The sequence below is a fragment of the Streptomyces sp. NBC_00083 genome (assembly GCF_026343295.1).
Classification (GTDB): Bacteria; Actinomycetota; Actinomycetes; order Streptomycetales; family Streptomycetaceae; genus Streptomyces.
The window spans coordinates 1,881,542-1,908,012 of sequence record NZ_JAPELY010000001.1; the positions used below are offsets into that span (position 1 = coordinate 1,881,542).

A 26,471-nucleotide genomic window follows, 5' to 3' on the forward strand; every position below is an offset into this window, starting at 1 on the left:
GAGGACGAGTTCGAGGGCGACGACACCGACATCGTGCGTGCCGCCACCGAGACCGCCGACGCCGCGCCTGCCGTCGCCGAACCCGCGAAGGCGGACTCCGCCGTCGCCGAGCCCGCGCAGGACGAGGCCGTGATCGTCGCGCCCGCCACGGACGCGGACGCCGACGACAAGCACGACGACAAGGACAAGGGCTCCGACAAGGACGCCTGACAGTGAAGGAGCCGGCACCCCGGGGCGTATGACGTCGGCGGGGTGACGGAAACAGAAGAGAGGCGGTGCCCGCTCGGGCACCGCCTCTCTTCTGTTTCCGCGTCCGCTGCCTCGCCCGGCTCAGTTCACGGTCAGGCTGCGCAGCACCAGGCCGGTCGCCGGCTTCGGGCCGAACGACGTCGACTTGCGGGGCATCGTGACGCCCTGCCGCGCCAGGTCGCGTACGACCTCCTCGCGGACCGGGTGCATCAGGACCGCCGTCTTGTTGTGGCGCTCCGCCTGCTCGACCGTCGCGGCCGTGTCGTGGATGTACGCGATCTCCTCCGGTGTGTCCGGAATGCGCCAGATCTCGTCGAGCAGGGTCGAGTGCAGGACCGTCGCGTCGAGCGAGCGCCAGGCCGGCGGCCGGTCGGCGCGGATCGTGCGGGCGAGCAGGGCCTCGTCCGGGCGGTCCAGGAGGTGGAAGCGCCCGTCGCCCGCCAGCAGGAACGCGTTGCCTTCGGTGGCCGCCCGCGCCAGCGCCTCCATGGCGTCGGCGAGCGGAACGTCGAGAGTGCGGACGCGGAAGGCGCCGGCCGCCGTGACCGCGGCGAGCGCCTTGGCCACCGGAAGGCGGTGCAGCAGGCGGTGGATCGCGCGGACGCGCAGCGGATAGCGGGCCGTGTCGACGAGGAGGACGAGGCCGAAGTCCCAGGGGCCGGGCGAGCTCTGTTCGTCGCGCAGGCGCAGATACGTGGCCCAGCGGTGGTGGCCGTCGGCGATGACCGCCTGGTGCGCGGACAGGTCGGCCTGCACCTCCGCGAGATCGGCCGGATCCGTCAGGGCCCACAGACGGTGGCGGAAACCGTCCTCCGTGGTCGTGCGCAGGAGCGGCTCGCGCTCGATGGCGCGGTCGATGACGGCGGTCGCACCCCTCGGGGTGGCGGCGCCGCGGTAGGTGAGCAGCAGCGGTTCGAGGTGGGCGGCGGTGGTGCGCATGAGCGCGGCCCGGTCCTCGACGACGTGCGGCATCACGTCCTCGTGCGGCAGGACGACGCCCTCGTCCGGTGCCGACAGGGCGAGCGCGCCGATGATGCCCCGCTGCAGGATGCCGTCGCCCTCCTGCTCGTACACGTACAGGGCGGGCTCCGGGTCGGGGGCGAGGACGCCCTCGTCGAGCCAGTCGTCCAGGGTCAGCGCGGCCTGCTGGTTGCGGGCGGCCGGCGAGCTGGCCTGCGGCAGGATCAGCCGGACGATGTTGTAGGGGTCCGCCGACTCCAAGTGGAGCAGGCCGTCGGGGCGCACCACCACGTCGTACGGCGGTGACGTCACGGCGGCGAGGCTGCCGACCCGCTCGGGAACATAGCGCAGTCCGCGGAACGGGATCAGGCGCAGCCCGAGGTCCGCACGCCCAGTTGTGCTCATCCGTGCATGGTATGTGGGGCGGGGGCATGCGCGATGATCGGGGGCGAAGCATCGATCGAGGAGTGGATGAAGATGAGCCAGACCGGCCGGACCATGCCGCGGGGCAGCGAGCGGGCGCTGAACGAGGCCTACGACACGGCTCTGCTGGATCTGGACGGGGTGGTCTACGCGGGCGGTGCCGCGATCGAGCACGCCGTCGACGCGCTCGCCGAGGCGCGGGACGGCGGCATGCACCTCGCGTACGTGACCAACAACGCGCTGCGGACGCCGGACGCGGTCGCCGAGCATCTGACGGAGCTCGGGGTACCCGCCGAGGCCACCGATGTGATCACCTCGGCGCAGGCCGTGGCCCGGCTGGTGTCGGACCAACTCCCGCAGGGAGCAAAGGTGTTGGTGATCGGCGGGGAGGGGCTGCGGGTCGCGCTGAAGGAGCGCGGGCTGGTGCCGGTGGAGTCGGCCGACGACGATCCGGTGGCCGTCGTGCAGGGGTACGGGGGCCCGGACCTGACGTGGTCCCGGTTCGCGGAGGCCTCGTACGCGATCAACCGCGGCCTGCCCTGGTTCGCGTCCAATGTCGACTTGACGATTCCGAGTGGGCGGGGGATCGCGCCGGGCAACGGTGCGGCCGTCGAGGTCGTGCGCATCGCCACGGGCGCCGATCCCCAGGTGGCCGGAAAGCCACTGCCGCCGATGCACCGCGAGACGGTGCTGCGGACCGGCGCCGAGCGGCCGCTGGTCGTCGGGGACCGGCTCGACACGGACATCGAGGGCGCCTTCAACGGCGACGTCGACTCGCTGCTCGTGCTGACCGGCGTGACGGACGGCGCCCAGCTCCTGGCCGCGAAGCCCGAGCACCGGCCCACCTTCGTCGACGCCGATCTGCGGGGTCTGCTGACCGGGCAGCCCGAGGTGCGCGCGAAGGGCGACGGATTCGAGTGCGGCGGGTGGACCGCCTCCGTGACGGACGGGGCGTTTGCGCTCGATGGGGACGGGGAGGCGATGGACGGGCTGCGGGCGCTGTGCGCGGCGGCCTGGAGCCATGCCGGGGACGGGGTTTGTGACGTGGACGCGGCGAAGGTGCTGGAGCGCCTCGGTCTCTGAGGCGGGACGGGGCCGCCGCCGTCGACGTGCAAAGGTTAGGTTAACCTAACCTTTGTGTTGGTAGACAGTCCTCCTCAGCCGCGCGACGGCGCCGCCGCCGCGCCCCCGGCCCCGACCGCGAAACGCCGTACGCTGCGCGCCGCCGGTCTGTTCGTGTCCGTGGGCGTGCTGGTGCTCGTCGCCGTCGCCAGCATCGCGGTCGGCGCGAAACCGATGCCGCTCGGCGACGTCTGGCACGGGCTCTTCCACGGCTCGGGCACCGCCAACGACGTCCTCATCCACGACGTACGGGTGCCGCGGACCCTGCTCGGACTGCTCGTCGGTGCCGCGCTCGGGCTCGCCGGCGCGATCATGCAGGCGCTCACCCGCAACCCGCTCGCCGAGCCCGGCATCCTCGGCGTCAACGCGGGAGCGGCCGCCGCCGTGGTCTCCGCGATCAGCTTCCTCGGAGTCACCTCGCTCACCGGATACGTGTGGTTCGCGTTCCTCGGCGCGGGCGTCGTCTCGGCGGCCGTCTACCTGCTCGGCGGCAGCCGGGCCGCGACGCCCGTACGGCTCGCACTCGCGGGCACGGCGGCGAGCGCCGCGCTCTACGGCTACATCAACGCCGTCCAGCTCACCGACTCCGCGGCCCTCAACCAGCTCCGGTTCTGGCAGGTCGGGTCGCTCGCGTCGGCGGACATGCCGACCGTCCGCAAGATCGCGCCGTTCATCCTCGTCGGGCTCGTCGTGGCGCTGCTGCTCGCCCGCCCGCTCAACGCGATGGCCATGGGCGACGACACCGCCCGCGCGCTCGGCTCCCGCCTGACCCGCACCCGCGTCACGTCGATGGTCGTGATCACCCTGCTGTGCGGGGCCGCGACCGCCGCCTGCGGGCCCATCGTGTTCATCGGGCTCATGGTCCCGCACATCGTGCGCGCCATCACCGGCCCCGACCTGCGGTGGATCCTGCCGTACGCGGCCGTGCTCTCGCCCGTGCTGCTGCTCGGCTCGGACGTGGTCGGGCGGGTCGTCACCCGTCCCGCCGAACTCCAGGTCGGCATCGTCACCGCACTCATCGGCGGCCCCGTCTTCATCTACCTCGTACGGCGCAAGAGGATGGCCCAGCTGTGAAGGCGATACGTACCCCCGGCGGCCTCTCCTTCCGGGCCGAGCCGCGCGCCCTCGCCGTGATCGGCGGGCTCGCCCTGGTGGCGCTCGCCGCGGCCGTCGTCCTGATCGGCACCGGCGACTTCGCCATCGGCCCCGCCGACGTCGTCCGCAGCCTGCTCGGATCGGGCACGGTCGCCCAGGACTTCATCATCAACGAACTGCGGCTGCCGCGTGTGGTCGTGGCGCTCCTGGTCGGCGCCTCCCTCGGGATCTCCGGGGCGCTCTTCCAGTCCATCTCCCGCAACCCGCTGGGCAGCCCCGACGTCATCGGCTTCGGACAGGGCTCGTCGGTGGGCGCGCTCACCGTCATCGTGTTCTTCCACGGCGGCGCGTTCGCGGTCTCGCTCGGCGCGCTCGCCGGCGGGCTGGCGACCGGGGTCGCGGTCTATCTGCTGGCGTGGAAGAAGGGCGTGCACGGCTACCGCCTCGTCCTCGTGGGCATCGGCGCCGCCGCGATGCTCACCGCCTGCATCCACTATCTGCTCACCAAGTCCACCCTGGTCGACGCGGCCCGCTCGATGGTGTGGCTCACCGGCTCCCTCGACGGCCGCGACTGGGCGCAGGTCTGGCCCCTGCTCGTGCTGTTCGTGGTGCTCCTGCCGGTCGTCCTCGTGTACGCCCGGCCGCTGCGGATGCTGGAGATGGGCGACGACGCGGCGTACGCGCTGGGCGTGCCCGTGCAGCGCACCCGTACCGTCCTGATGCTGGCCGCCGTACTTCTCAACGCCTCGGCGACCGCGGCCGCCGGGCCCATCGCCTTCGTCGCGCTGACCGCGCCCCAGCTGGCCCGGCGCCTCACCCGCGCGACCGGGCCCAACGTCATCGCCTCCGCGCTGATGGGCGCGGCGCTCCTGGTCGTCGCGGACTGGGGAGCGCAGCGGCTGTTCGGCGAGAGCACGCTGCCGGTGGGGGTGCTGACCGGGATGGTCGGCGGCGTCTACCTGCTGTGGCTGCTCGTGACCGAGCGCAGGGCGGGGCGGATATGAGCCCGCGGTCCTCGGCCGCCGGCCCCAACTCCCATACGGATTCCGGTTCTTTCAGCAGGAGTACGAGCATGCAACGCCTCAGCGCCGAATCGGTCACCCTCGGCTATGACCAGCGGGTGATCGCCAAGGACCTGTCGGTCGAGATCCCGGACCACTCCTTCACGGTGATCGTCGGGCCCAACGCGTGCGGCAAGTCCACACTGCTGCGGGCGCTTTCGCGGATGCTCAAGCCCAGCGCGGGGCGGGTGCTGCTCGACGGGCAGTCCATCCACGCGCAGCCCGCGAAGAAGGTGGCGCGCACCCTCGGGCTGCTTCCGCAGTCCTCCATCGCGCCGGACGGGATCACCGTGGGCGACCTCGTGGCGCGCGGACGCTACCCCCATCAGGGGCTGCTGCGGCAGTGGTCGCCGGAGGACGAGCGGATCGTCCAGGAGTCCATGGAGGCGACGGGGGTCGGGGGGCTGGGGGAGCGGTACGTCGACGAGTTGTCCGGCGGGCAGCGGCAGCGGGTCTGGATCGCCATGGCGCTGGCCCAGCAGACGCCGTTGCTGCTGCTCGACGAGCCGACGACGTTCCTGGACATCCAGCACCAGTACGAGGTCCTGGATCTGTGCGCTCAGCTCCACGAGGAGCAGGGGCGCACGCTGGTGGTCGTGCTGCACGACCTGAACCAGGCGGCTCGGTACGCCACGCATCTCATTGCCATGAGGGACGGGGAAGTGGTGGCCGAGGGGCCGCCGTCCGCCGTGGTGACGGCGGAGCGGGTGGAGCGGGTGTTCGGCGTGCGGTGCCGGGTGATTCCCGATCCCGAGACCGGGACACCCCTGGTAGTGCGCTCGGCCCCACCCCGGGTGCCCTGATGACCCACCAGGGGCTCCGCCCCAGACCCCGGTCGCGCCTTGAGGGCGCTCGTCCTCGATCGCCGGACGGGCTGGGGATGTGCATGCCGGTCGGCACCGATCCCGCTGGGGGCGCGGGGAACTGCGCGACCAGCCACGCACGGTCCGCACCCTGGAGACAGGCCCCTGGGGCTCCGCCCCAGACCCCGTTCGGGCCTGAACGGCCCTCGTCCTCAAACGCCGGACAGGCTGAGAATCCCTCGACTGGGCAAGCTGCCAAGGCGAACCCACCTAGGGGCGCGGGGAACTGCGCGACCCGCCGTCCGCGGTCCGCACCCTGGAGCCGGGCCGGGTGGTGGGCCCATGCGGGGCCCGCGCCCTCGCTGGGTGACCCCGGGGCCGGTCAGAGCAGCGTGCGCAGGCGGAGTAGGTCTCGGAAGCCCGCTTCCAGGCGGACCCGGCCCGACGCCCACGCCTTCGCGAAGTTCAGCTCGCCGCCGACCATCGCCAGCAGATCGTCGCCCGTCATCGCGAGGCGGATCTGCGCCTTCTCCCGCGGCGCCCCCGGCACCGTGTCACCGACCACGACGCGGCCGCCCCGCAGGTGGCCCACGAACGTGGTGTCCAGGTCCGTGATGTGGCAGCTCAGCGAGCGGTCCAGCGCCGCGGCCGCATGCACGTCGCCCCCCGCGCGGGCCAGATTGTCCGAAAGTCTGTCGAGTGCGCCGCGGCACTCCTCCAAGGTCGCCATCGCCACCGACCGTACCCCAGGGCTTCGCGGTAGCGTTTCCGGCATGAGCGACTCGATGCCGGCGGCGGACGCGGACGACCAGGCACAGCCCCACGCCGACGACAGCGGACCCGCGCCCCTCGGCGTGGACCGCGCCCCCACCGGACACCCCGGCGTCGACGCCCTCGTCGAGCGGCTCGGGGACGTCGACCACCTCGGTACCGACGGCCACCTGGAGGTGTACGAGGATGTACACCGGGGGCTGCGCACCACGCTGACCGCGCTGGACGCCCCGCAGGGACCGCCCGCGCCGGGAACATCCGGGGCGGCCCGGCCGTTGGCCGACCAGCGGCTTTGAGCGGTACGACGAGCCGCCGTCCCCTGACGGACACCCACGCACGCCGACGCACATCGACGCACGTCGACGCACATCGACGAACTACGACTACAGGAGCTGAACCGAACGTGGCAGGAGTGGCACGCCGCCGCCTCGACGCCGAGCTGGTGCGCCGGAAACTCGCGCGGTCGCGGGAGCACGCCGCCCAGTTGATCGCCGCGGGCCGGGTGAGCGTCGGCAAGACCGTCGCCACCAAATCCGCCACGCAGGTCGAGACCGCCGCCGCGATCGTGGTGGTGGACGACGACAGCGATCCCGACTACGTATCGCGCGGCGGACACAAGCTCGCCGGGGCGTTCGAGGCCTTCGTCCCGCTGGGGCTCAAGGTCGAGGGGCGGCGGGCGCTCGACGCGGGCGCCTCCACGGGCGGCTTCACCGATGTGCTGCTGCGCGCGGGCGCCGGGCACGTCCTCGCCGTCGACGTCGGTTACGGACAGCTCGCCTGGTCCCTGCAGAGCGACGACCGGGTCACCGTGAAGGACCGTACGAACGTACGCGAGTTGACGCTCGACGACATCGACGGGCAGCCCGCCGACCTCGTCGTGGGCGACCTCTCGTTCATCGCGCTCGGCCTCGTGCTGCCCGCCCTCGTGCGCTGCTCGGCGCCCGACGCGGACCTGGTCCTCATGGTCAAGCCGCAGTTCGAGATCGGCAAGGACCGGCTCGGCAGCGGCGGCGTCGTACGCAGCCCCGAGCTGCGCGCCGAGACGGTGCGGACGGTGGCGGCGCAGGCGGCCCGCCTGGGGCTCGGCGTGGCCGGCGTGACCGCGAGCCCGCTGCCCGGCCCCTCCGGCAACGTCGAGTACTTTCTGTGGCTGCGGGCCGGGGCGCCCGCGCTCGATCCCGCGGACGTGGAGCGCGCAGTGGCGGAGGGACCCCGGTGAGTGCGTCGGAGAGCTTGAACGAGAGAAGTGCCGGAGCCGGGACGGCCGGCAGCGGTGACGTGGGGCGCACCGTCTTCCTGCTCGCGCACACCGGCAGACCCGCGGCCATCCGCAGCGCGGAGCTCGTCGTCCGGGGCCTCCTGCGCAGCGGCATCGGAGTGCGGGTGCTGCGGGCGGAGGCGGCCGATCTGCCGCTGCCCGTCGAGGCGGAGATCGTCGCGGACGCGAGCCCCGCATGCCTGGACGCCTGTGAGCTGCTCATCGTCCTCGGCGGCGACGGCACCCTGCTGCGCGGCGCGGAACTGGCCCGCGCCTCCGGCGTACCCATGCTCGGCGTCAACCTCGGCCGGGTCGGCTTCCTCGCGGAGGCCGAGCGCGACGACCTGGACAAGGTCGTCGACCGGGTGGTGACGCGGGCGTACGAGGTCGAGGAGCGGATGACCCTCGACGTCGTCGTGCACAACAACGGCGATGTGGTGCACCAGGACTGGGCCCTCAACGAGGCGGCCGTCCAGAAGGTCTCGCCCGAGCGGATGCTGGAGGTCGTTCTGGAGATCGACGGCCGCCCGGTCACCGGCTTCGGCTGCGACGGCATCGTGTGCGCCACCCCGACCGGTTCGACGGCGTACGCCTTCTCGGCCGGCGGCCCCGTGGTGTGGCCCGAGGTCGAGGCGCTGCTCATGGTGCCGATCAGCGCGCACGCCCTGTTCGCCAAGCCCCTGGTCACCTCGCCCACCTCGGTGCTCGCGGTGGAGGTGCAGCCGCACACACCGCACGGGGTGCTGTGGTGCGACGGGCGCCGTACGGTCGAACTCCCGGCGGGCGCACGGGTGGAGGTGCGGCGGGGCGCCGTTCCGGTGCGGCTCGCGCGGCTGCACCACGCCTCGTTCACCGACCGTCTCGTCGCCAAGTTCGCCCTGCCGGTGCAGGGGTGGCGCGGGGCGCCGCACTGACCGGTCCCGGCGGGGCGGGGATCATGATCAGGACGCGGCGAGCGTCCTGATCGCCCGCCGGCGCAGGGCGGCGCGCACCGGAACGCCCGTGGCCAGCAGGGTGAGCAGCAGCGTGCCGCCCACGACGGCGAGCGCGGTCGGCCACGGCAGATACGGGATCCACGAGCCGTACGCCGCCGTCAGCATCGGAGCCAGGGTCGCCAGGGCGACCACCGAGCCGAGCACCAGGGCGGTGGCCGCGACGATGCCGGCCTCCCACGCCGCCATCGAGCGGACCTGGCCCGGCAGGGTGCCCACGACCCGGAGCAGGGCTATGTCGCGGCGCCGCTCGAAGGAGATCATCGCCAGGGTGTTGGCGGCGGCGATCGCGGCGAAGCCGGCGTAGAGGCCCGTGCCGAAGTAGTCGAGCCAGACCTCGCCCGTGCGGCCCGCCGACCCCGTGCGGTGCGCCGCCGTCGTGTGCAGGGCGATCTTGGTGAGGCCGAAGCCGGTGACCAGGACGAGCGGGACCACCGCGGCCGAGAAGCGGCGCGGCTGCGAACGGACGGTCAACGTCGCGAGGCGCGCCCCGGCGCCGAACCGCCGGGCCGGCGCCGAGACCAGCCGCGCGGCCGGCCCCACCACCCTCGGGCCGAGCAGCCCCGCGCCCGCGCAGAACAGCAGCAGCACCAGGAACGCGGCCTGCCCCGCCTTGTCCGGCGACTGGTGCGCGAGGGCGTAGGACAGGGCGCCGCCGCCCGCCACCGCGAGCACCCCGAGCGGGCCCCGCACCCGGCCGAGCCCGCGCCGGCCCGCCGCGGCCTCGTCCAGGGCGCGCGCCGGGCGCAGCAGCGAGAAGCGCAGCGCGGCGAGGAACGCGGCGAGCGCCGAGGTGACCAGGGCGACGGCGAGCACGACCGGCAGCGCGACCCAGGTGAAGCGGTACGTCACCTCGGTGGGCAGCAGGCCGTGGTCGCGCAGCCCCGCGAACCAGACCCTGCTCAGCAGGGTCCCGCCGAGCACGAACCCGGCCAGGGCGGCCGGTACGGCGGCGGCGACGGCCTGCGCGACCACGGCCCGCCGCACTTGCCGGGGCCGGGCGCCGACAGCCCGCACCAGGGCCAGCTCGCGGTGCTGCTGCGTGACGGCGGTGCCCATCGTCGAGGCGATCACGAATATCGACATGTAGACCGAACCGATGAGCATCACGGTCGCCATGTCGCCGACCCCGCCGGCCGTCATCTGTGCGCGTGCCCGCGCCGAGAGGCCCTTTGTCGACGTGCCGACCAGCAGGGTCGTCGACGCGCTCACCACGGTCGCGGCGAACAGCGCGGCCACGAACGTGCCGACGAACGCCGGGCGGTGGCCGCGCAGGGCGGAACGGGCCAGTCCTGTGCTCATGCGCCAAGGCTCCCGGGAACGCCGGCACCGGGACCATCCGGCGGGCCTCCCGGTCATGCGGGGGTTTTCCCCCGCGGCGGCGGTTCGGGCTCCACGAGAGGGTGACGGCACGGGGCACGTCGCACACAGGGCTCCGGACCTCGTAAGGTCGTGTCCGTGTTGGAGGAGATGCGGATACGGTCGCTCGGGGTCATCGACGACGCTGTCGTGGAGCTTTCACCCGGTTTCACCGCGGTGACCGGCGAGACCGGTGCCGGCAAGACCATGGTCGTCACCAGCCTGGGGCTGCTGCTCGGCGGCCGCGCCGATCCCGCGCTCGTGCGGATCGGCGCCAAGGCGGCGGTCGTCGAGGGACGGATCGCGCTGCGGCCCGGAAGCTCGGCGGTGCTGCGGGCCGAGGAGGCGGGCGCCGAGCTCGACGACGGCGCGCTGCTCGTGAGCCGTACCGTTTCCGCGGAGGGCCGCTCACGGGCGTACCTCGGCGGGCGGTCGGTGCCGGTCGGGATGCTCGCCGAGCTGGCCGACGAACTCGTCGCGGTGCACGGCCAGACCGACCAGCAGGGCCTGTTGCGCCCGGCCAGACAGCGCGAGGCGCTCGACCGGTACGCCGGTGACGCGGTGGCGGGCCCCCTCGCCAAGTACGCCGGTGCCTACCGCCGGCTGCGGGCCGTCGCCGTCGACCTCGAAGAGCTGACGACCCGGGCGCGCGAGCGTGCGCAGGAGGCCGATCTGCTGCGCTTCGGGCTCGACGAGATCGCCGCCGTCGAGCCGCTGCCCGGCGAGGACGCCGAACTCGCGGCCGAGGCCGAGCGGCTCGGCCACGCGGAGGCCCTCGCGTCGGCCGCCGCCATCGGCCACGCCGCGCTGGCCGGCAACCCCGAGGACCCGGAGAGCGTGGACGCGACGACCCTCGTCGCCGGCGCCCACCGGGCCCTGGAGGCCGTACGCTCCCACGACCCCGCCCTCGCGGCGCTCGCCGAACGCATCGGCGAGGTCGCGATCCTGCTCGGCGACGTGGCCGGCGAACTCGCCGGATACGCCGACGACCTGGACGCCGACCCGCTGCGGCTCGCCGCGGTGGAGGAGCGCAGGGCCGCCCTGACCGCCCTGACCCGCAAGTACGGCGAGGACATCGCGGCCGTGCTGGCGTGGGCGCAGGAGGGCGCGGCGCGTCTGGGCGAACTCGACGGGGACGACGACCGGATCGAGCAGCTGACCGCGGAGCGGGACGGGCTGCGCGACGAACTGTCCACCCTGGCACAGGAGTTGACGGACGCCCGCACCGAGGCAGCGGACCGGTTCGCCGAGGCGGTCACCGCCGAGCTGGCCTCCCTCGCGATGCCGCACGCGCGCGTGTCGTTCGCGGTCGGCCAGAGCGAGGACCCCGAAGGCGTCGAGGTCGGCGGCCGGACCGTGGCGTACGGGCCGACCGGCGCCGACGAGGTCGAGCTGCTGCTCGCACCCCACCCGGGCGCCCCGCCCCGGCCGATCGCCAAGGGCGCTTCCGGCGGTGAACTCTCCCGGGTGATGCTCGCCGTCGAGGTCGTCTTCGCGGGCACCGACCCGGTGCCGACGTACCTGTTCGACGAGGTCGACGCGGGCGTCGGCGGCAAGGCCGCGGTCGAGATCGGCCGCCGGCTCGCCAAGCTGGCCAAGTCGGCCCAGGTCGTCGTCGTCACGCACCTGCCGCAGGTCGCGGCGTTCGCGGACCGTCAGCTCCTCGTCGAGAAGACCAACGACGGCACGGTCACCCGGTCCGGCGTCACCGTCCTCGAAGGCGAGGACCGGGTGCGCGAGCTGTCGCGCATGCTGGCCGGCCAGGAGGACTCCGAGACGGCCAGGGCGCACGCCGAGGAACTCCTCGCCACGGCCCGCGCGGACGGCTGACGCGCGGACGGGCGGCGCGCTCAGGGATGCACCCGCGCCGCGCCCGTTCACCCGTGTGGGTGGTCGGGCGCGGCGATCTCCCCGGCCCGGCACGGCAGGAACCCCCGGACGGTCCCGGAACGCCCGTACGGACTGGCATCCTTGGCCGGGAACCACCGACCTCCACCGCCGACCCGTCCGCTCCGGGAGCCTGTTCACGTGTCACAGCTGCGTACGGTCCAAGTGCTGGGCGGCGGCAGCGCGGGCAGCAGCGCGCATGTCAGGTCGCTCACGGCCGGCCTGGCCGCCCGGGGCGTACGCGTCACCGTGTGCGCCCCCGCCGACGTCGAGCGGGAGTACGACTTCCCCGGTGCGGGCGCCCTCTTCGTGCCGGTCGCGCGGCGGGGCGACCCGGCGGCGGTCGGGGCGCTGCGCGCCGCCTGCGCCGACGCCGACGTGGTGCACGCGCACGGCCTGCACGCCGCGGTCCGCGCCGCCCTCGCGCTGCGTGGCCGGCGGGGCGTGCCGCTGGTCGTCACCTGGCACACCCGCTCGCACGCCGACGGCGCCCGCGGCCAGGTGATCCGCCTCCTCGAGCGCCGCGTCTCGCGGGCCGCCGCGGTGGTGCTCGCCACCTCGTCCGACCTCGTCGACCGGGCCCGCGAACGCGGCGCGCGCGACGCCCGGCTCGCCGCGGTCGCCATCCCCGTGCCCCGGCTGCCCGCCGGGCTCTGCGACGGCAAGGCGCGGGCCGAACTCGGCGCGGTGGAGCGTCCGTTGCTGATGGCCGTGGGCAGCCTCGTGGAGCACCGCGGCTACGAGGTGCTGCTCGACGCGGCGCGCGCCTGGCGCGATCTCGACGTGGTGCCGCTGCTCGTCATCGCGGGGGAGGGGCGCGGGCGCCCGGCGCTGCAACGGCGGATCGAGGCGGAGTCCCTGCCGGTCAGGCTCGTCGGACGACGCGACGACATCACCGAACTGCTCGCCGCCGCCGACATCGCGGTCCTGCCGAGCCGCTGGGAGGCCCGCTCGGTGCTCGCCCAGGACGCCCTGCGCCTGGGCGTGCCGCTGGTCGCCACGTCCGTGGGAGGGGTGCCGGAGCTGGTCGGGGACGCGGCGCTGCTCGTCCCCTACGGCGACGCGGAGGCGCTCGCGCGGGCCGTCACGGATCTGCTGGCGGACCCCGAGGCGCGGCGTGCGCTTGCCGACGCGGGGCGGGCGCAGGCCGCGAGCTGGCCCACCGAGGACGCGACGGTGGCCCAAGTCCTCGCCGTGTACGACGAGTTGACCGGCGCCTGAGCGCAGCCCGGTCCGCCGCGCAGCCCGGTCCGCGGCGCTGCCCGCTATCCCGCCGCGTGCCGCCGGGCCCGGAGCGCCAGGGACAGGGCGAGGACCGTCTGGGGGTCGTCCAGGTCGGTGCCCAGGAGGTCCGCTATGCGGGCCAGCCGGTTGTAGAGGGTCTGCCGGTTGAGGTGGAGTTCGCGCGCGGTCTCCGCCTTGCGGCCCGCGTGCGCGAGATAGCTCTCCAGGGTGGGCAGCAGGGGTGGCCGCGAGGCGCGGTCGTGGGCCTGGAGCGGGCCGATCGCCCGCTCCACGAACGCCGCGAGGTCGGGGTGTTCGCGCAGCCGCCACAGGAGCAGGTCGATGTCGAGGCGCCGGGCGTCGTACCAGGGCCGCTCGGGCAGGCCCTGTGCGGCCGCCGCGGTCTCCGCCGCGTGCCGCAGCCCCGCGCCGGCCGCGGCCCAGCTGCCGGCCACGCCCACCACGACCACGGGCTGGGTCCCGGCCCGCGCGCCCATCAGGCCGGCCCGTTCGACGCCGGCCCGCAGGGCCGCCGCGACCCGGTCGGCGACGGCGGTGCGCTCCGGCTCCGAGCGGAGCCCAAGCAGCAGCGGCACCCGGCCCTCGACGGGGCGCACGCCGAGCAGTACCGGCACGCCCACCGAGGACAGCTCTTCGAGGACGGCCCGCGCGAGGACCGCCCAGTTGCCCGTCGGAGCCAGCTCCGAGGCGAGGCGCATCACGACCGGGAGCAGCGGACCCTCGCCGGGCCGGAAACCGAGGACCTTGGCCTGGCCGGGCGCGTCCTCGGGCGTGATGCGGCCCTCGGCGAGGTCGGTGAGGAAGTCGCCGCGGCCGCGCGCGGCCAGCTCCTCCTCCTGGCGGGCCTGCATGAGGACGACGGCGAGGATGCCCGCGGCCCGCTCGGCGGCCATGCGGTGCACCGGAAGCAGCGGCGGACCGACCGCGAGGAGCGCGAGCCGGGCCCGTACGGAGCCCGCGCCGTGCCCGCCGCCCGGCACGTCCACCAGGACGGCGCCCACCGGCGGCCCCGACGCACGTGTCTCGCGCTGGCCGCGCAGCCCCTCCCAGACCTGGAGCGGGTCGGCGGCCGCCTCGCCCGCCTCGCACCCGGCGGCGTACAGGAGCTGACCGTCGGGGGTCTCCAGGAAGACCGGGTTGGCGGTGAAGTCGGCCAGGATGCCCAGGACTTGCGGGATCCCGCCGCCGCCGAGCAGCGCGCCCGTGCAGCGCCGGTGGACCTCCTCGGCGCGTTGCAGCAGGGCGTAGTGGCCGTTGACGATCTCGGTGTGGATCTCCTCGGTCACCGTGACGAACGGCACCTCGCGGTGGAGCTGGACCAGCGGAAGACCGGCGGCGCGCGCGGTCTCCACCAAGGTGGCGGGGAGCCGGGCGAAGCGGGGGCCGAGCTCGACGACGAGTGCGGCGATGCCGCGGTCGGCGAGCCGCCGTACGAACGCGCGCTGTTCGGCGGGGCGGGTGCCGAGGCCGAGCCCCGTGGTCAGGAGCAGCTCGCCGCCCTTGAGCAGGGAGGCGATGTTGGGCACTTCCCCCGCGTGCACCCAGCGCACGGTGCGCTGGAGCCGGTCGGCGCCCGCGACGACCTCCGGGAGGCCGCCGCGCAGGCCCGGCAGTTCGAGGGCCCGCTGCACGGTGATCCCGCCCTGCGTGTCCACTGCGCCCACCTCTCGTCCTGCGGGACCCGGGGCCCGACCCCGGGACGACACCGCCTGCGGCGGACGCTACCTGCGGTGACGTCCCGGACCCGCGCCTTGTGGCACACCTCACGCGCATCGCGCGGGCCGCCGGGCGCGTCGCGCCGGAACCCGGGGCGCCCGGGACGCTCCCGAGGCCCCGCGCGCCGTCGCGTCAGCCGCCGTAGGCGCCCGACGCGGTGAGCCGCAGCGCCGTGTCGATCAGCGGAACGTGGCTGAAGGCCTGCGGGAAGTTGCCCACCTGGCGCTGGAGGTGCGGGTCCCACTCCTCGGCGAGCAGCCCCAGGTCGTTGCGGAGCGCGAGCAGCTTCTCGAAGAGCTTGCGGGCCTCGTCGACCCGGCCGATCATCGCGAGGTCGTCCGCCATCCAGAACGAGCAGGCCAGGAACGCGCCCTCCTCGCCTTCGAGGCCGTCCAGGTTGTCCTCCCCGCCGCCCGTCGTGGGGTAGCGCAGGATGAACCCGTCGCGGGTGGACAGCTCGCGCTGGATCGCCTCGATGGTGCCGATGACGCGCTTGTCGTCCGGCGGCAGGAAGCCCATCTGCGGGATCAGGAGCAGCGAGGCGTCCAGTTCCTTCGAGCCGTAGGACTGCGTGAAGGTGTTGCGTTCCTTGTCGTAGCCCTTCTCGCAGACGTCCCGGTGGATGTCGTCGCGCAGCTGGCGCCACTTGTCGAGCGGGCCGTCGGCGTCGCCGGACTCGATCAGCTTGATCGTGCGGTCCACGGCCACCCAGGCCATCACCTTGGAGTGCACGAAGTGGCGGCGCGGGCCGCGCACCTCCCAGATGCCCTCGTCCGGCTGGTCCCAGTGGCTCTCCAGGTAGCGGATCAGCTTCAGCTGGAGCAGGGATGCGTAGTCGTTGCGGGCCAGGCCCGTCATGTGCGCCAGGTGCAGCGCCTCGGTGACCTCGCCGTACACATCGAGCTGGAGCTGGTGGGCGGCGCCGTTCCCGGCCCGTACCGGGGTGGAGTTCTCGTAGCCGGGCAGCCAGTCGAGCTCGGTCTCGCCGAGCTCGCGCTCGCCCGCGATCCCGTACATGATCTGCAGGTTCTCGGGGTCGCCCGCGACCGACCTGAGCAGCCACTCGCGCCAGGCGCGGGCCTCCTCGCGGTAGCCGGTGCGCAGCAGCGAGGACAGCGTGATCGCGGCGTCCCGCAGCCAGGTGTAGCGGTAGTCCCAGTTGCGCTCGCCGCCGATGTGCTCGGGCAGCGACGTGGTGGGCGCGGCCACGATGCCGCCGGTCGGGGCGTAGGTGAGCGCCTTCAGGGTGATCAGGGAGCGGACCACCGCCTCGCGGTAGGGCCCGTGGTAGGTGCCGTGGTCCACCCACTCCCGCCAGAAGTCCTCGGTCGCCTCCAGGGACGCCTCGGGCTCCGGCAGGGCCGGCGGCTCGCGGTGCGAGGGCTGCCAGCTGATGGTGAAGGCGACGCGCTCGCCGGGCGAGACGGTGAAGTCGGAGTACGTGGTCAGGTTCTTGCCGTACGTCTCCGCCTCGGTGTCGAGCCACACCGAGTCGGGCCCGGCGACGGCGACCGTACGGCCGTCGACCTTGTGCACCCACGGCGTGATGCGGCCGTAACTGAACCGCATGCGCAGGGTGGAGCGCATCGGGACGCGTCCGGTCACGCCCTCCACGATGCGGATCAGCTGGGGGGCGCCGTCACGCGGCGGCATGAAGTCGGTCACCCGGACCGTGCCACGCGGGGTGTCCCACTCCGATTCCAGGATGAGCGAGTCGCCCCGGTAGCGGCGGCGGTCGGCCGTCGGCGGCGGGTCGTCTCCGTTGTGTGCAGGCCCGACCCGCCAGAAGCCGTGTTCCTCGGTGCCGAGCAGTCCGGCGAAGATGGCGTGCGAGTCGAAGCGGGGCAGGCAGAGCCAGTCCGCCGTGCCGTCCCGGCAGACCAGTGCGGCGGTCTGCATGTCTCCGATGAGTGCGTAATCCTCGATGCGCCCGGCCACGTGCAATCTCCAGTCGAACGGCCACGTCGCCCCCTCGGGGCGCTTACAGCGACAGCGGTCAAGGGTTCGCCAACGAGCGCATGTTCCGGATGACGGACGGGGTGGTGCCGTGCTACCAGGCGGCTCGGCAAGCGAGTGTCCGAGCAGGATACGACGCACCTCAGTGATCTGCTGGAGCCTTCATCGAACGCCACTGGGCCGAACGAGTGAGGCTCGTACGCAGGGCTGACCAGCGGCATACAGAGCGTGGCCGGACGCGCTCTCCCGCTGGCGCTGATACCCTGGTAGCCCGTGGCCGGGTGCTGAAAAAAGCCCCGAACCGCAGCGACGGCACCCTCCAAAGATCTCGCGTGATCCAGCGAAATCTCGCACAAGATCCACACAGGGTGACCGGCACGCACTCCAGACAGCGACCACGGGAGCCCCCTCTTGGCCATGCAGACTCGATCCTTGGCATCTTCGACGACCAAGCACATCTTCGTCACCGGGGGTGTCGCCTCTTCCCTCGGCAAGGGTCTGACTGCCTCCAGCCTGGGTGCGCTCCTGAAGGCGCGGGGGCTGCGGGTCACGATGCAGAAGCTCGACCCGTACCTCAACGTCGACCCCGGCACGATGAACCCGTTCCAGCACGGTGAGGTCTTCGTCACCAACGACGGTGCCGAGACGGACCTGGACATCGGCCACTACGAGCGCTTTCTCGACGTGGACCTCGACGGCTCCGCCAACGTGACGACCGGTCAGGTCTACTCGCAGGTCATCGCCAAGGAGCGGCGCGGCGAGTACCTGGGCGACACCGTGCAGGTGATCCCGCACATCACCAACGAGATCAAGCACCGCATCCGCCGCATGGCCACCGACGACGTCGACGTCGTCATCACCGAGGTCGGCGGCACGGTCGGCGACATCGAGTCGCTGCCGTTCCTGGAGACCGTCCGCCAGGTCCGCCACGAGGTCGGCCGCGACAACGTCTTCGTCGTGCACATCTCGCTGCTGCCCTACATCGGCCCCTCGGGCGAGCTGAAGACCAAGCCGACCCAGCACTCGGTCGCCGCCCTGCGCAACATCGGCATCCAGCCCGACGCGATCGTGCTGCGCGCCGACCGCGAGGTGCCGCTGTCCATCAAGCGCAAGATCTCGCTGATGTGCGACGTCGACGAGGCCGCCGTGGTCGCCGCCATCGACGCCAAGTCGATCTACGACATCCCCAAGGTGCTGCACACCGAGGGCCTCGACGCCTACGTCGTGCGCAAGCTCGACCTGCCCTTCCGCGACGTGGACTGGACGCAGTGGGACGACCTGCTCGACCGGGTCCACAACCCGCTGCACGAGGTCACCGTCGCGCTGGTCGGCAAGTACATCGACCTGCCCGACGCCTACCTCTCCATCACCGAGGCCATGCGGGCCGGCGGCTTCGCCAACAAGGCCCGCGTCAAGGTCAAGTGGGTCACCTCCGACGACTGCAAGACCCCGGCGGGCGCCAAGAAGAACCTCGGCGACGTCGACGCGATCCTGGTCCCCGGCGGCTTCGGCGACCGCGGTGTGAACGGCAAGATCGGCGCGATCCAGTACGCCCGTGAGAACAAGGTGCCGCTGCTCGGCATCTGCCTCGGCCTGCAGTGCATCGTCATCGAGGCCGCGCGCAACCTGGCCGGCATCCCCGACGCCAACTCCACCGAGTTCGACGCCGCCACCGGCCACCCCGTCATCTCGACGATGGAGGAGCAGCTGGCCTACGTCGAGGGCGCCGGCGACCTGGGCGGAACGATGCGCCTCGGCCTGTACCCGGCGAAGCTCGCCGAGGGCTCGATCGTGCGCGAGGTCTACGACGACCAGCCGTACGTCGAGGAGCGCCACCGCCACCGCTACGAGGTGAACAACACCTACCGCGCGGAGCTGGAGAAGAAGGCGGGCCTCGTCTTCTCGGGCACTTCCCCGGACAACAAGCTCGTCGAGTACGTCGAGTACCCGCGCGAGGTGCACCCCTACCTCGTCGCCACCCAGGCCCACCCGGAGCTGCGGTCGCGTCCGACGCGCCCCCACCCGCTCTTCGCGGGCCTGGTCAAGGCCGCTGTCGAGCGCAAGACGGGCAAGCCCGCCAAGTAGTCCCGCACGGGACCGCGCGCGTTAACGTTGCCGGGGTACGAGCCTTCCGGGGCCCGTACCCCGGTTCTGTTTTTTGCGCGAGCACTGTGGAGGACGCCGACATGGCCATCGAGGACACCGCCGAACACTGGCAGATCATGGCGACCGCCACCCCCTTCACCGGCCACAAGACCAGCGTCCGCACCGACGACGTGGTGATGCCCGACGGCGCCGTCCACCAGCGCGACTACCAGGTCCACCCCGGCTCGGTGGCGATCCTCGCCCTGGACGACGAGGGCCGGGTCCTGGTGCTGCGCCAGTACCGCCACCCCGTGCGCCACAAGCTCTGGGAGATCCCGGCCGGCCTCCTCGACGTGCCGGGCGAGAACCCGCTGCACGCCGCCGAGCGCGAGCTGTACGAGGAGGCGCACGTCAAGGCCGAGCGGTGGCACGTCCTGACCGACGTGTTCACCAGCCCCGGCGGCAGCGACGAAGCCGTACGGATCTTCCTGGCCCAGGACCTGTCGGAGGCCGAGGGCGAGCGCTTCGAGGTCGCCGAGGAGGAGGCCGACATGGAGCTGGCCCGGGTGCCGCTCGACGAACTGGTGCGGGGCGTTCTCGCGGGAGAGCTGCACAACACGTGTCTGGTGGTCGGCGTGCTCGCGCTGTCCGCGGTACTGCGGGGCGACGCCGTCGAGGCGCTGCGCCCGGCCGACGCGCCGTGGCCGGCCCGGCCCTTCGAGGCGTGAGGCGACACGGTTCCCGTCGGATCCGCGGAGACTTTCCGATGTCCGTGCCCTCCGGCACCCTTGCGATCTGAAAATCCGCTGATCCGATCGGGCGACATACCCGCCGCGCTCCACCCGGACGGTCACGAAGCGTGAACTACGCTCGGACTGCCCGTGCGGATACCCGCACGGTCTCCAGGTGCGCAGGCGGACGGAGCGTGGGCCGTGACGGATCAGGCGGTGGACGTGGGTGGCGCTGCCGCCGGGCAGTGCACGGGGGAATTCCTGGGCAGGCACCGGGAGTTGAAGGAACTCCGGGCCGATATCGAACGGGCCGGGCTCGACACCCTGTCGGGCAGAAAATCGCCCCGGGCCAGGGTCCTGCTCATCGCGGGCCGGCCCGGCTCCGGCCGCACCGCGCTCGCCGAAGAGCTGGCCCGCCGGGTCGCCGCCGACTACCCCGACGGGATCCTGCGCGCCGCGCTCGGCGAGCCCGGCGGAGCCCGCGTCCCGGCCGACCGGGTCGCCCGCGACCTGCTCGACGCCCTGAAGGTGCCGGCGCCGCCCGGGGCCGGTCAGGACGAGCTGACCGAACTGGTCCGCGGCGCGCTCGCCGGCCGCCGCGCGATCGTGCTGCTCGACGACGCGGCCGACGCCGAGCAGGTCGGTCCGCTGCTGCCGGACACCTCCCGCTGTCTGATCGTGGCGACCGCCGCGGGACCGCTCACCGGCATCCCGGACGTCCGCCCCTGCACCCTCGGCGGCCTCGACACCAAATCGGCCGTCGAGCTCCTGGAGGGCTTCACCGGCTCCGTACGCGTCACGGTGGACCCGCGCGCCGCCGAGACCCTCGTCGAGGTGTGCGCGGGACAGCCCGCCGCCCTCGTCCTGGCCGGCGGCTGGCTCGCGGCCCGCCCCAAGGCCGCCGTCGCCGACGTGGCCAAGCAGCTGCGCGCCATCTCCGAGGACGTGGCCGAACTCCCCAGCGCCGCACGGCCGTTGGCCCGCTCCTTCCGGCTCGTGTACGAGTCGCTCTCCCAGCCGGCCGCGCGGATACTGCGACTGCTCTCCCTCGCCCCCGCCGGGATCGCCGACGCCCACACCGCCTCCGCCCTCGCCGGCTGCTCGGTCTCCGGCGCCCAGGCCGCCCTGAGCGACTTCGTGGCGTACGGGCTGCTGCGCAGGGACCCCGGCGCGCCCGAGCAGTACCGGGTGCCCGGCGCCCTTGCGCCGCTGCTGCGCGCGCTGTGCGAGAGCGTCGACCGGCCCGGCGAGGTGCAGCTGGCCCGCGCCCGGATGCTGGAGCGCACCGTCCGGCTGCTCCAGTCCTGCCGCGCGGTCACCGAGCCCGAGGGCTCGCCCGCGCGCAGGCGGCTGGCCGGGCTCCCGCGCGCCCTGCGCTTCCCCAGTTCAGGCGCCGCCGCCGGGTGGCTGGACAGCCGCAGGCCCGCGCTGCTGGCCGCCGCCCGGCTGGCGGTGGAGGACGGCGAGCTCGACACCCTCGCCCGGCGCCTGGTCGCCGCCCTGGTGCGGGCGCTCGCCGCCCACCGGGGCGCCGAGGAGTCCGCCCCCGACCTGTACGGCCTGCACCAGCTGGTCCTCGACGTGGCCGAGCGGCGCGATCTGCACCGCGAGAAGGCGGCGGCGCTGCTGAATCTGGGCGACCTGGACGCGCGGACCGGCCGCACCGCCGACGCGCTGGCCCGCTACCGGCTCGCCCTCGACGCCGGCCGCGCGGCGAACGACCCCTACGCCACCGGCCGCGCGATGGAATCCGTAGGCGGCGCCCACCAGGAGCTGGGGGACTGGCACCGGGCCTCCGACTGGTACGGCCGCGCCCTGTCGCAACGGCTCGCGCGCGGCGAGCGGGCCGACGCGGCGAGGCTCTACGGGCGGCTCGCCACCGTGCACACCTACGCGGGCCGCTACGGCGAGGCGCTGCGGGGCTGGCGGGCCGCGGTGGCCGGATACCGACGGCTCGGCGACCTCCCCAGCCAGGCAAGGGCGTTGAGCGAGGCGGCCCGGGTCCAGGAGTACGCGGGGCGCCCCGAGGAGTCGCTGCGCACCTGCCGGGAGGCGGTGGAGCAGGCGCGCACCGCCGGTGATCTGCGGTTGCAGGCCGCGCTCCAGCTCCGGCTGGCCGACACCCTCGACCGGCTCGGAGACCCCACGGCGGCCCGAATCCACCGCGCGACGGCCGATCAACTTCTGGAAGATGAGGCAGCGGCCCCAAGGGACCTGCGAAATCCGTAGCGCTTCAGCCAAAGATTAGAGCTTTGTAAGGGTAGACAGCGAGAAAACCTTCATTAGACTGGCTCTGCCGCAACTTCCTGCGGTGCCTCCCGGTGTGCCGTCGTGCGTCCGGGTATGTATGGCATTGCCCCCCTTTTCCCTGAGCCAAGGACCGTGATCGACGTGAAGGTCGGTATCCCCCGCGAGGTCAAGAACAACGAGTTCCGGGTGGCCATCACCCCCGCCGGTGTGCACGAGCTGGTGCGCCACGGCCACCAGGTCTTCGTCGAGCAGAACGCCGGTGTCGGCTCCTCGATCACGGACGCCGAGTACGTGGGCGCCGGTGCGGAGATCCTCCCCACCGCCGACGAGGTCTGGGCCACCGCGGACCTGCTGCTCAAGGTCAAGGAGCCCATCGCGGAGGAGTACCACCGCCTCCGCAAGGACCAGACGCTCTTCACCTACCTGCACCTCGCCGCCTCCCGCGCGTGCACGGACGCCCTCCTGGAGTCCGGCACCACCGCGATCGCGTACGAGACCGTCGAGACGGCCGGCCGCCAGCTGCCGCTGCTCGCCCCCATGTCCGAGGTCGCGGGCCGCCTGGCCCCGCAGGTCGGCGCCTACCACCTGATGCGCTCGGCCGGCGGCCGCGGCGTGCTCCCCGGCGGCGTCCCCGGCACCCACGCCGGCAAGGCCGTCGTCATCGGTGGCGGCGTCTCCGGCTGGAACGCCACGCAGATCGCCGTCGGCATGGGCTTCCACGTGACCCTGCTCGACAAGGACATCAACAAGCTCCGCGAGGCCGACAAGATCTTCGGCACCAAGGTGCAGACGATCGTCTCCAACGCCTACGAGCTGGAGAAGGCCGTCGTCGAGGCCGACCTCGTCGTCGGCGCGGTGCTCATCCCCGGCGCCAAGGCCCCGAAGCTGGTCACCAACGAGCTCGTCGCCAAGATGAAGCCCGGAAGTGTCCTTGTCGACATCGCGATCGACCAGGGCGGCTGCTTCGAGGACTCGCGTCCGACCACCCACGCCGAGCCGACCTTCATGGTCCACAACTCGGTCTTCTACTGCGTCGCCAACATGCCGGGCGCGGTTCCGAACACCTCGACCTACGCCCTCACCAACGCCACGCTGCCCTACATCGTGTCGCTGGCGAACAACGGCTGGGTCGAGGCGCTGCGCCGCGACGCCGCGCTCGCGCTCGGCCTCAACACCCATGACGGCCAGGTCGTTTACGGCCCCGTCGCCGAGGCCCACGGCATGGACCAGGTCGAGCTGCACTCGCTCATCGGCTAGTCACAAGGCGGTTCGTCAACGCGGACCGTCAACCCCGTACACCCGGCCGGACCTTGTCGACCAAGGTCCGGCCGGATGTGTATCGCGACACTTCCGTCCGCCCGTCCACGGCCCGCTCAACTCGCCTCGAACGTAACCCTTTAACCGATTCGAGCACTGGTGAAACGTGCGCTTGAGTGCCCGCACGCCCTTGACAGAGCGGTGTTCGGTTGCCGACACATCGGGCCCGGTCCGGCGGATTGTGTTGCTGCGGACCGGTGACACGCCATAGAGTCGCCAACCGTCGGCATGGTGCCACGCTGACCTATCGATAAAGTTTCCTGGTCACGTCCAAGGAGGTAAGACGACTTGTGAATGAGTCGACATTTACTCCCGGAGGTGGTCAGCCAGGAATCCCTGCGGGGATGTCCGTACGGGGACAGAGCCCTTCGGGGCCCGAGGCTGTCGGCTCCGTCGCGGTCCGCACCTTCGAAACCACTCCGCCCCCCGCGCACGCGGGGATGGCCACCACCCAGCACATGACGACAGCCCCACGGATGATGGACGGCCTACACGTGAACGCCACGGCCGGCAACGAGAGCGGCCGGGACACCGCCGCTCTCGCCGACTTTGACGAGGTGCCCCAGGGGCACTTCTACGACCCCGACGCCGAGTACGAGCCCGACCCCGAGTACGCGGCCACCCTCGCGCCCGACGCCGCACGCCAGCGTCGCGAGCGGATCGGCCCGACCGGACGGCCGCTGCCGTACTTCCCGATCCCGGGTCCGCTGACCGACCACGGTCCCGCGAAGATCATCGCGATGTGCAACCAGAAGGGCGGCGTGGGCAAGACGACGTCGACCATCAACCTGGGTGCCGCGCTCGCGGAGTACGGACGGCGCGTGCTGCTCGTCGACTTCGACCCGCAGGGAGCCCTGTCGGTCGGTCTCGGCGTCAACCCGATGGAACTCGACCTCACCGTCTACAACCTGCTCATGGAGCGGGGCATGTCGGCCGACGAGGTGCTGCTCAAGACCGCGGTCCCCAACATGGACCTGCTGCCGAGCAACATCGACCTGTCCGCCGCCGAGGTGCAGCTGGTGAGCGAGGTCGCGCGCGAGTCCACGCTCCAGCGGGCGCTCAAGCCGCTGATGCAGGACTACGACTACATCGTGATCGACTGTCAGCCCTCGCTCGGCCTGCTGACCGTCAACGCCCTGACGGCGGCTCACAAGGTGATCGTGCCGCTGGAGTGCGAGTTCTTCGCGCTGCGCGGTGTCGCGCTGCTCACCGAGACGATCGAGAAGGTGCAGGAACGTCTCAACCCCGACCTGGAGTTGGACGGCATCCTCGCCACGATGTACGACTCCCGCACGGTGCACAGCCGGGAGGTCCTGGCCCGTGTGGTCGAGGCCTTCGACGACCACGTCTACCACACGGTCATCGGCCGGACCGTGCGCTTCCCGGAGACCACGGTCGCCGGCGAGCCGATCACGACGTACGCCTCCAACTCCGTCGGCGCGGCCGCCTACCGTCAGCTCGCCAGGGAGGTGCTCGCCCGGTGTCACGCCGAGTGAGTCTGCCCGGGGCCGACGAGCTGTTCCGTACGACCGGGGGGATGGCGCTCTCGCCGTCCGCCCCGCGGCGGGGGACCAACGGCGAGGCGCGCGTGCCGGCCCCGGCGGGCGAGAGTGAGCCCGTCGCCGCCGAGTCCGCCCCCGAGGCGGAGCACACCGCCGCCGACGAGGACTCCGGTTCCGCCGAACCGCGCAGCCGGGCCGCCGCCGACGCGGAGGCCGCCAAGGCCCGGCGCACCCCCGCCCAGAGCGGCTCGGGCTCGACCGCGCAGCAGCGGCGCCGCCAGCGGGCCGCCAACCGGCGGCCCAGCGGGCGCGAGCGGCACGACGAGAAGATCACCGTGTACGTCTCCGCCGAGGAGCTGATGGACCTGGAGCACGCGCGCCTGGTCCTGCGCGGGGAGCACGGGCTCGCGGTCGACCGCGGGCGGATCGTGCGGGAGGCGGTCGCCGTCGTCCTCGCCGACCTGGAGTCGCGGGGCGACGCGAGCATCCTCGTACGGCGTCTTCGGGGGCGGTAGCCGCTAGCCTGCGGCGGAGCCCCTCCGCCCGCCGTTTCTCCCCTGGACCACTCTTGCCGATTGCTGACGAGCCTCCCGCTCCCGCCGGGCGTGCGGTGCGCCGCGCGCTGGGGCGGGGGCCGGGGGGATCATTCCCCACCCCGCCCCTTCCCGAGACCCTCCGGGGGCTGGATTCGGGTGCGGCTGAGGGGGTGGTGCCGGGGCCCGAGGCGGAACCGCCGATGAGCACAGCGCCCCCGGACCCCCGCTCCTCAAGCGCCGGAGGGGCTGATTCTTCGCTCGCCGAAGCCGAAGCCGAAGCCGGAGCCGGGTCCGAACCGGATGCCGGTTCCGAAGCCGGTACCGCACCCGAACCAGAATCCGGCGACGGGCGCTTCACCGTTCGGCTGGCCAACTTCGAAGGGCCCTTCGACCTCCTCCTCCAGCTGATCTCCAAGCACAAGATGGACGTCACCGAGGTCGCGCTCTCCAAGGTCACCGATGAGTTCATGGCGCACATCCGGGCCATGGGACCGGACTGGGACCTGGATCAGACCACCGAGTTCCTCGTCGTCGCCGCGACCCTGCTCGACCTCAAGGCCGCCCGGCTGCTGCCCGCCGCCGAGGTGGAGGACGAGGCCGACCTCGCGCTCCTGGAGGCCCGCGACCTGCTGTTCGCGCGGCTGCTCCAGTACCGGGCGTACAAGCGCATCGCGGACATCTTCAGCGAGCGGCTCGACACCGAGGCGCGCCGCTACCCCCGCACCGTCGGCCTGGAGGCGCACCTCGCCGAGCTGCTGCCCGAGGTCGTCATCAGCATCGGCGCCGAGGGATTCGCGAAGCTGGCCGTGAAGGCCATGCAGCCCAAGGCCCGGCCGCAGGTGTACGTCGACCACATCCACGCCCCGCTCGTCTCGGTGCGGGAGCAGGCCGAGATCGTGGTGGCCCGGGTGCGGGCGGCGGGTGAGGTGAGCTTCCGGGTGCTCGCCGAGGACGCCCCGGACACCCTCACCGTCGTCGCCCGCTTCCTGGCCCTCCTGGAGCTCTACCGCGAGAAGGCCGTCGTCCTCGACCAGGACGAGGCGCTGGGGGAGCTGAGGGTGCGCTGGAGCGGCGGCGAGGGTGACGGGGTGCCGACGGTGACCGACGAGTTCGACCACGTGGTGACGGAGGAGGAGAGCGCGTGACCGAGGAC

General features: G+C 73.0%; 20 protein-coding genes and 1 pseudogene. 16 read left to right on the forward strand and 5 right to left on the reverse strand.

Annotated features, from left to right (window positions below; genetic code table 11):
• Positions 1-330: 330 nt before the first annotated feature.
• Positions 331-1,614 (reverse strand): DUF1015 domain-containing protein, encoded by a 1,284-nt coding sequence (locus OOJ98_RS08220; protein ID WP_267053961.1) that lies wholly within the window; start codon positions 1,612-1,614, stop codon positions 331-333.
• Positions 1,615-1,686: 72 nt separating this feature from the next.
• Between OOJ98_RS08220 and OOJ98_RS08225 the strand changes: the two genes are divergently transcribed.
• The 4 genes from OOJ98_RS08225 to OOJ98_RS08240 all read left to right on the forward strand — a co-directional run bounded on the left by OOJ98_RS08225 (position 1,687) and on the right by OOJ98_RS08240 (position 5,713).
• The gene (locus OOJ98_RS08225; protein ID WP_267053962.1) at positions 1,687-2,715 is read left to right on the forward strand and encodes an HAD-IIA family hydrolase; all 1,029 of its coding nucleotides are present in this window, start codon (positions 1,687-1,689) and stop codon (positions 2,713-2,715) included.
• Positions 2,716-2,868: 153 nt separating this feature from the next.
• Positions 2,869-3,828, forward strand: a complete 960-nt coding sequence (locus OOJ98_RS08230) for an iron chelate uptake ABC transporter family permease subunit (RefSeq protein ID WP_323177907.1) — start codon at positions 2,869-2,871, stop codon at positions 3,826-3,828.
• On the forward strand, positions 3,825-4,853 hold the full coding sequence (locus OOJ98_RS08235; RefSeq protein WP_267053964.1) for an iron chelate uptake ABC transporter family permease subunit: 1,029 nt from the start codon (positions 3,825-3,827) through the stop codon (positions 4,851-4,853). The genes OOJ98_RS08230 and OOJ98_RS08235 overlap by 4 nt, the downstream gene beginning before the upstream one ends.
• A 68-nt stretch (positions 4,854-4,921) precedes the next feature.
• A complete protein-coding gene (locus OOJ98_RS08240) occupies positions 4,922-5,713 on the forward strand; it encodes an ABC transporter ATP-binding protein (protein WP_267053965.1) in 792 nt (263 codons plus the stop codon).
• A gap of 382 nt (positions 5,714-6,095) precedes the next feature.
• On the opposite strand, the gene OOJ98_RS08245 is transcribed toward OOJ98_RS08240, so the two are convergent.
• Positions 6,096-6,443, reverse strand: a complete 348-nt coding sequence (locus OOJ98_RS08245) for an SCP2 sterol-binding domain-containing protein (protein WP_267053966.1) — start codon at positions 6,441-6,443, stop codon at positions 6,096-6,098.
• A 43-nt stretch (positions 6,444-6,486) separates the two neighbouring features.
• Between OOJ98_RS08245 and OOJ98_RS08250 the strand changes: the two genes are divergently transcribed.
• From OOJ98_RS08250 to OOJ98_RS08260, 3 genes are all read left to right on the forward strand, one after another.
• Complete coding sequence (locus OOJ98_RS08250; RefSeq protein ID WP_267053967.1) at positions 6,487-6,780, forward strand: hypothetical protein; 294 nt, start codon at positions 6,487-6,489, stop codon at positions 6,778-6,780.
• Between the two features lie 107 nt (positions 6,781-6,887).
• On the forward strand, positions 6,888-7,703 hold the full coding sequence (locus OOJ98_RS08255; protein WP_267053968.1) for a TlyA family RNA methyltransferase: 816 nt from the start codon (positions 6,888-6,890) through the stop codon (positions 7,701-7,703).
• A gap of 14 nt (positions 7,704-7,717) precedes the next feature.
• Positions 7,718-8,656, forward strand: coding sequence for an NAD kinase (locus OOJ98_RS08260; protein ID WP_267053969.1), 939 nt, complete (start codon positions 7,718-7,720; stop codon positions 8,654-8,656).
• A gap of 27 nt (positions 8,657-8,683) precedes the next feature.
• Here OOJ98_RS08260 and OOJ98_RS08265 read toward each other — a convergent pair whose 3' ends face one another.
• Entirely contained in the window at positions 8,684-10,036 is a 1,353-nt protein-coding gene (locus tag OOJ98_RS08265; RefSeq protein ID WP_267053970.1) for an FtsX-like permease family protein, read from the reverse strand.
• A gap of 168 nt (positions 10,037-10,204) precedes the next feature.
• On the opposite strand from OOJ98_RS08265, the gene recN reads away from it, so the two are divergent.
• Both recN and OOJ98_RS08275 read left to right on the forward strand, forming a co-directional pair.
• The gene (gene recN, locus OOJ98_RS08270) at positions 10,205-11,923 is read left to right on the forward strand and encodes a DNA repair protein RecN (RefSeq protein WP_267055560.1); all 1,719 of its coding nucleotides are present in this window, start codon (positions 10,205-10,207) and stop codon (positions 11,921-11,923) included.
• 198 nt (positions 11,924-12,121) lie between these two features.
• Positions 12,122-13,201 carry a glycosyltransferase family 4 protein gene (locus tag OOJ98_RS08275; RefSeq protein WP_267053971.1) on the forward strand — a complete coding sequence of 360 codons (1,080 nt, stop codon included), beginning with the start codon at positions 12,122-12,124 and terminating at the stop codon, positions 13,199-13,201.
• A gap of 44 nt (positions 13,202-13,245) precedes the next feature.
• On the opposite strand, the gene OOJ98_RS08280 is transcribed toward OOJ98_RS08275, so the two are convergent.
• Positions 13,246-14,880 carry a PucR family transcriptional regulator gene (locus OOJ98_RS08280; RefSeq protein ID WP_267053972.1) on the reverse strand — a complete coding sequence of 545 codons (1,635 nt, stop codon included), beginning with the start codon at positions 14,878-14,880 and terminating at the stop codon, positions 13,246-13,248.
• Between the two features lie 193 nt (positions 14,881-15,073).
• Entirely contained in the window at positions 15,074-16,840 is a 1,767-nt protein-coding gene (locus OOJ98_RS08285; RefSeq protein ID WP_267053973.1) for a glycoside hydrolase family 15 protein, read from the reverse strand.
• 474 nt (positions 16,841-17,314) lie between these two features.
• Here OOJ98_RS08285 and OOJ98_RS08290 point away from each other — a divergent pair, with 474 nt between their 5' ends.
• From OOJ98_RS08290 to OOJ98_RS08320, 7 genes and pseudogenes are all read left to right on the forward strand, one after another.
• Positions 17,315-18,982: a CTP synthase gene (locus tag OOJ98_RS08290; protein ID WP_267053974.1), complete on the forward strand. Its 1,668-nt coding sequence runs from the start codon at positions 17,315-17,317 to the stop codon at positions 18,980-18,982.
• A 101-nt stretch (positions 18,983-19,083) separates the two neighbouring features.
• Positions 19,084-19,710: an NUDIX hydrolase gene (locus OOJ98_RS08295; protein WP_267053975.1), complete on the forward strand. Its 627-nt coding sequence runs from the start codon at positions 19,084-19,086 to the stop codon at positions 19,708-19,710.
• Between the two features lie 219 nt (positions 19,711-19,929).
• Positions 19,930-21,961, forward strand: a pseudogene (locus tag OOJ98_RS08300) (tetratricopeptide repeat protein).
• 143 nt (positions 21,962-22,104) lie between these two features.
• Positions 22,105-23,220 carry an alanine dehydrogenase gene (gene ald / locus OOJ98_RS08305; RefSeq protein WP_267055561.1) on the forward strand — a complete coding sequence of 372 codons (1,116 nt, stop codon included), beginning with the start codon at positions 22,105-22,107 and terminating at the stop codon, positions 23,218-23,220.
• Between the two features lie 404 nt (positions 23,221-23,624).
• Positions 23,625-24,776 (forward strand): ParA family protein, encoded by a 1,152-nt coding sequence (locus OOJ98_RS08310; protein ID WP_267053976.1) that lies wholly within the window; start codon positions 23,625-23,627, stop codon positions 24,774-24,776.
• A complete protein-coding gene (locus tag OOJ98_RS08315; RefSeq protein ID WP_267053977.1) occupies positions 24,761-25,297 on the forward strand; it encodes a hypothetical protein in 537 nt (178 codons plus the stop codon). The genes OOJ98_RS08310 and OOJ98_RS08315 overlap by 16 nt, the downstream gene beginning before the upstream one ends.
• Before the next feature lie 53 nt (positions 25,298-25,350).
• The gene (locus OOJ98_RS08320; protein WP_267053978.1) at positions 25,351-26,463 is read left to right on the forward strand and encodes a ScpA family protein; all 1,113 of its coding nucleotides are present in this window, start codon (positions 25,351-25,353) and stop codon (positions 26,461-26,463) included.
• Positions 26,464-26,471: the final 8 nt, after the last annotated feature.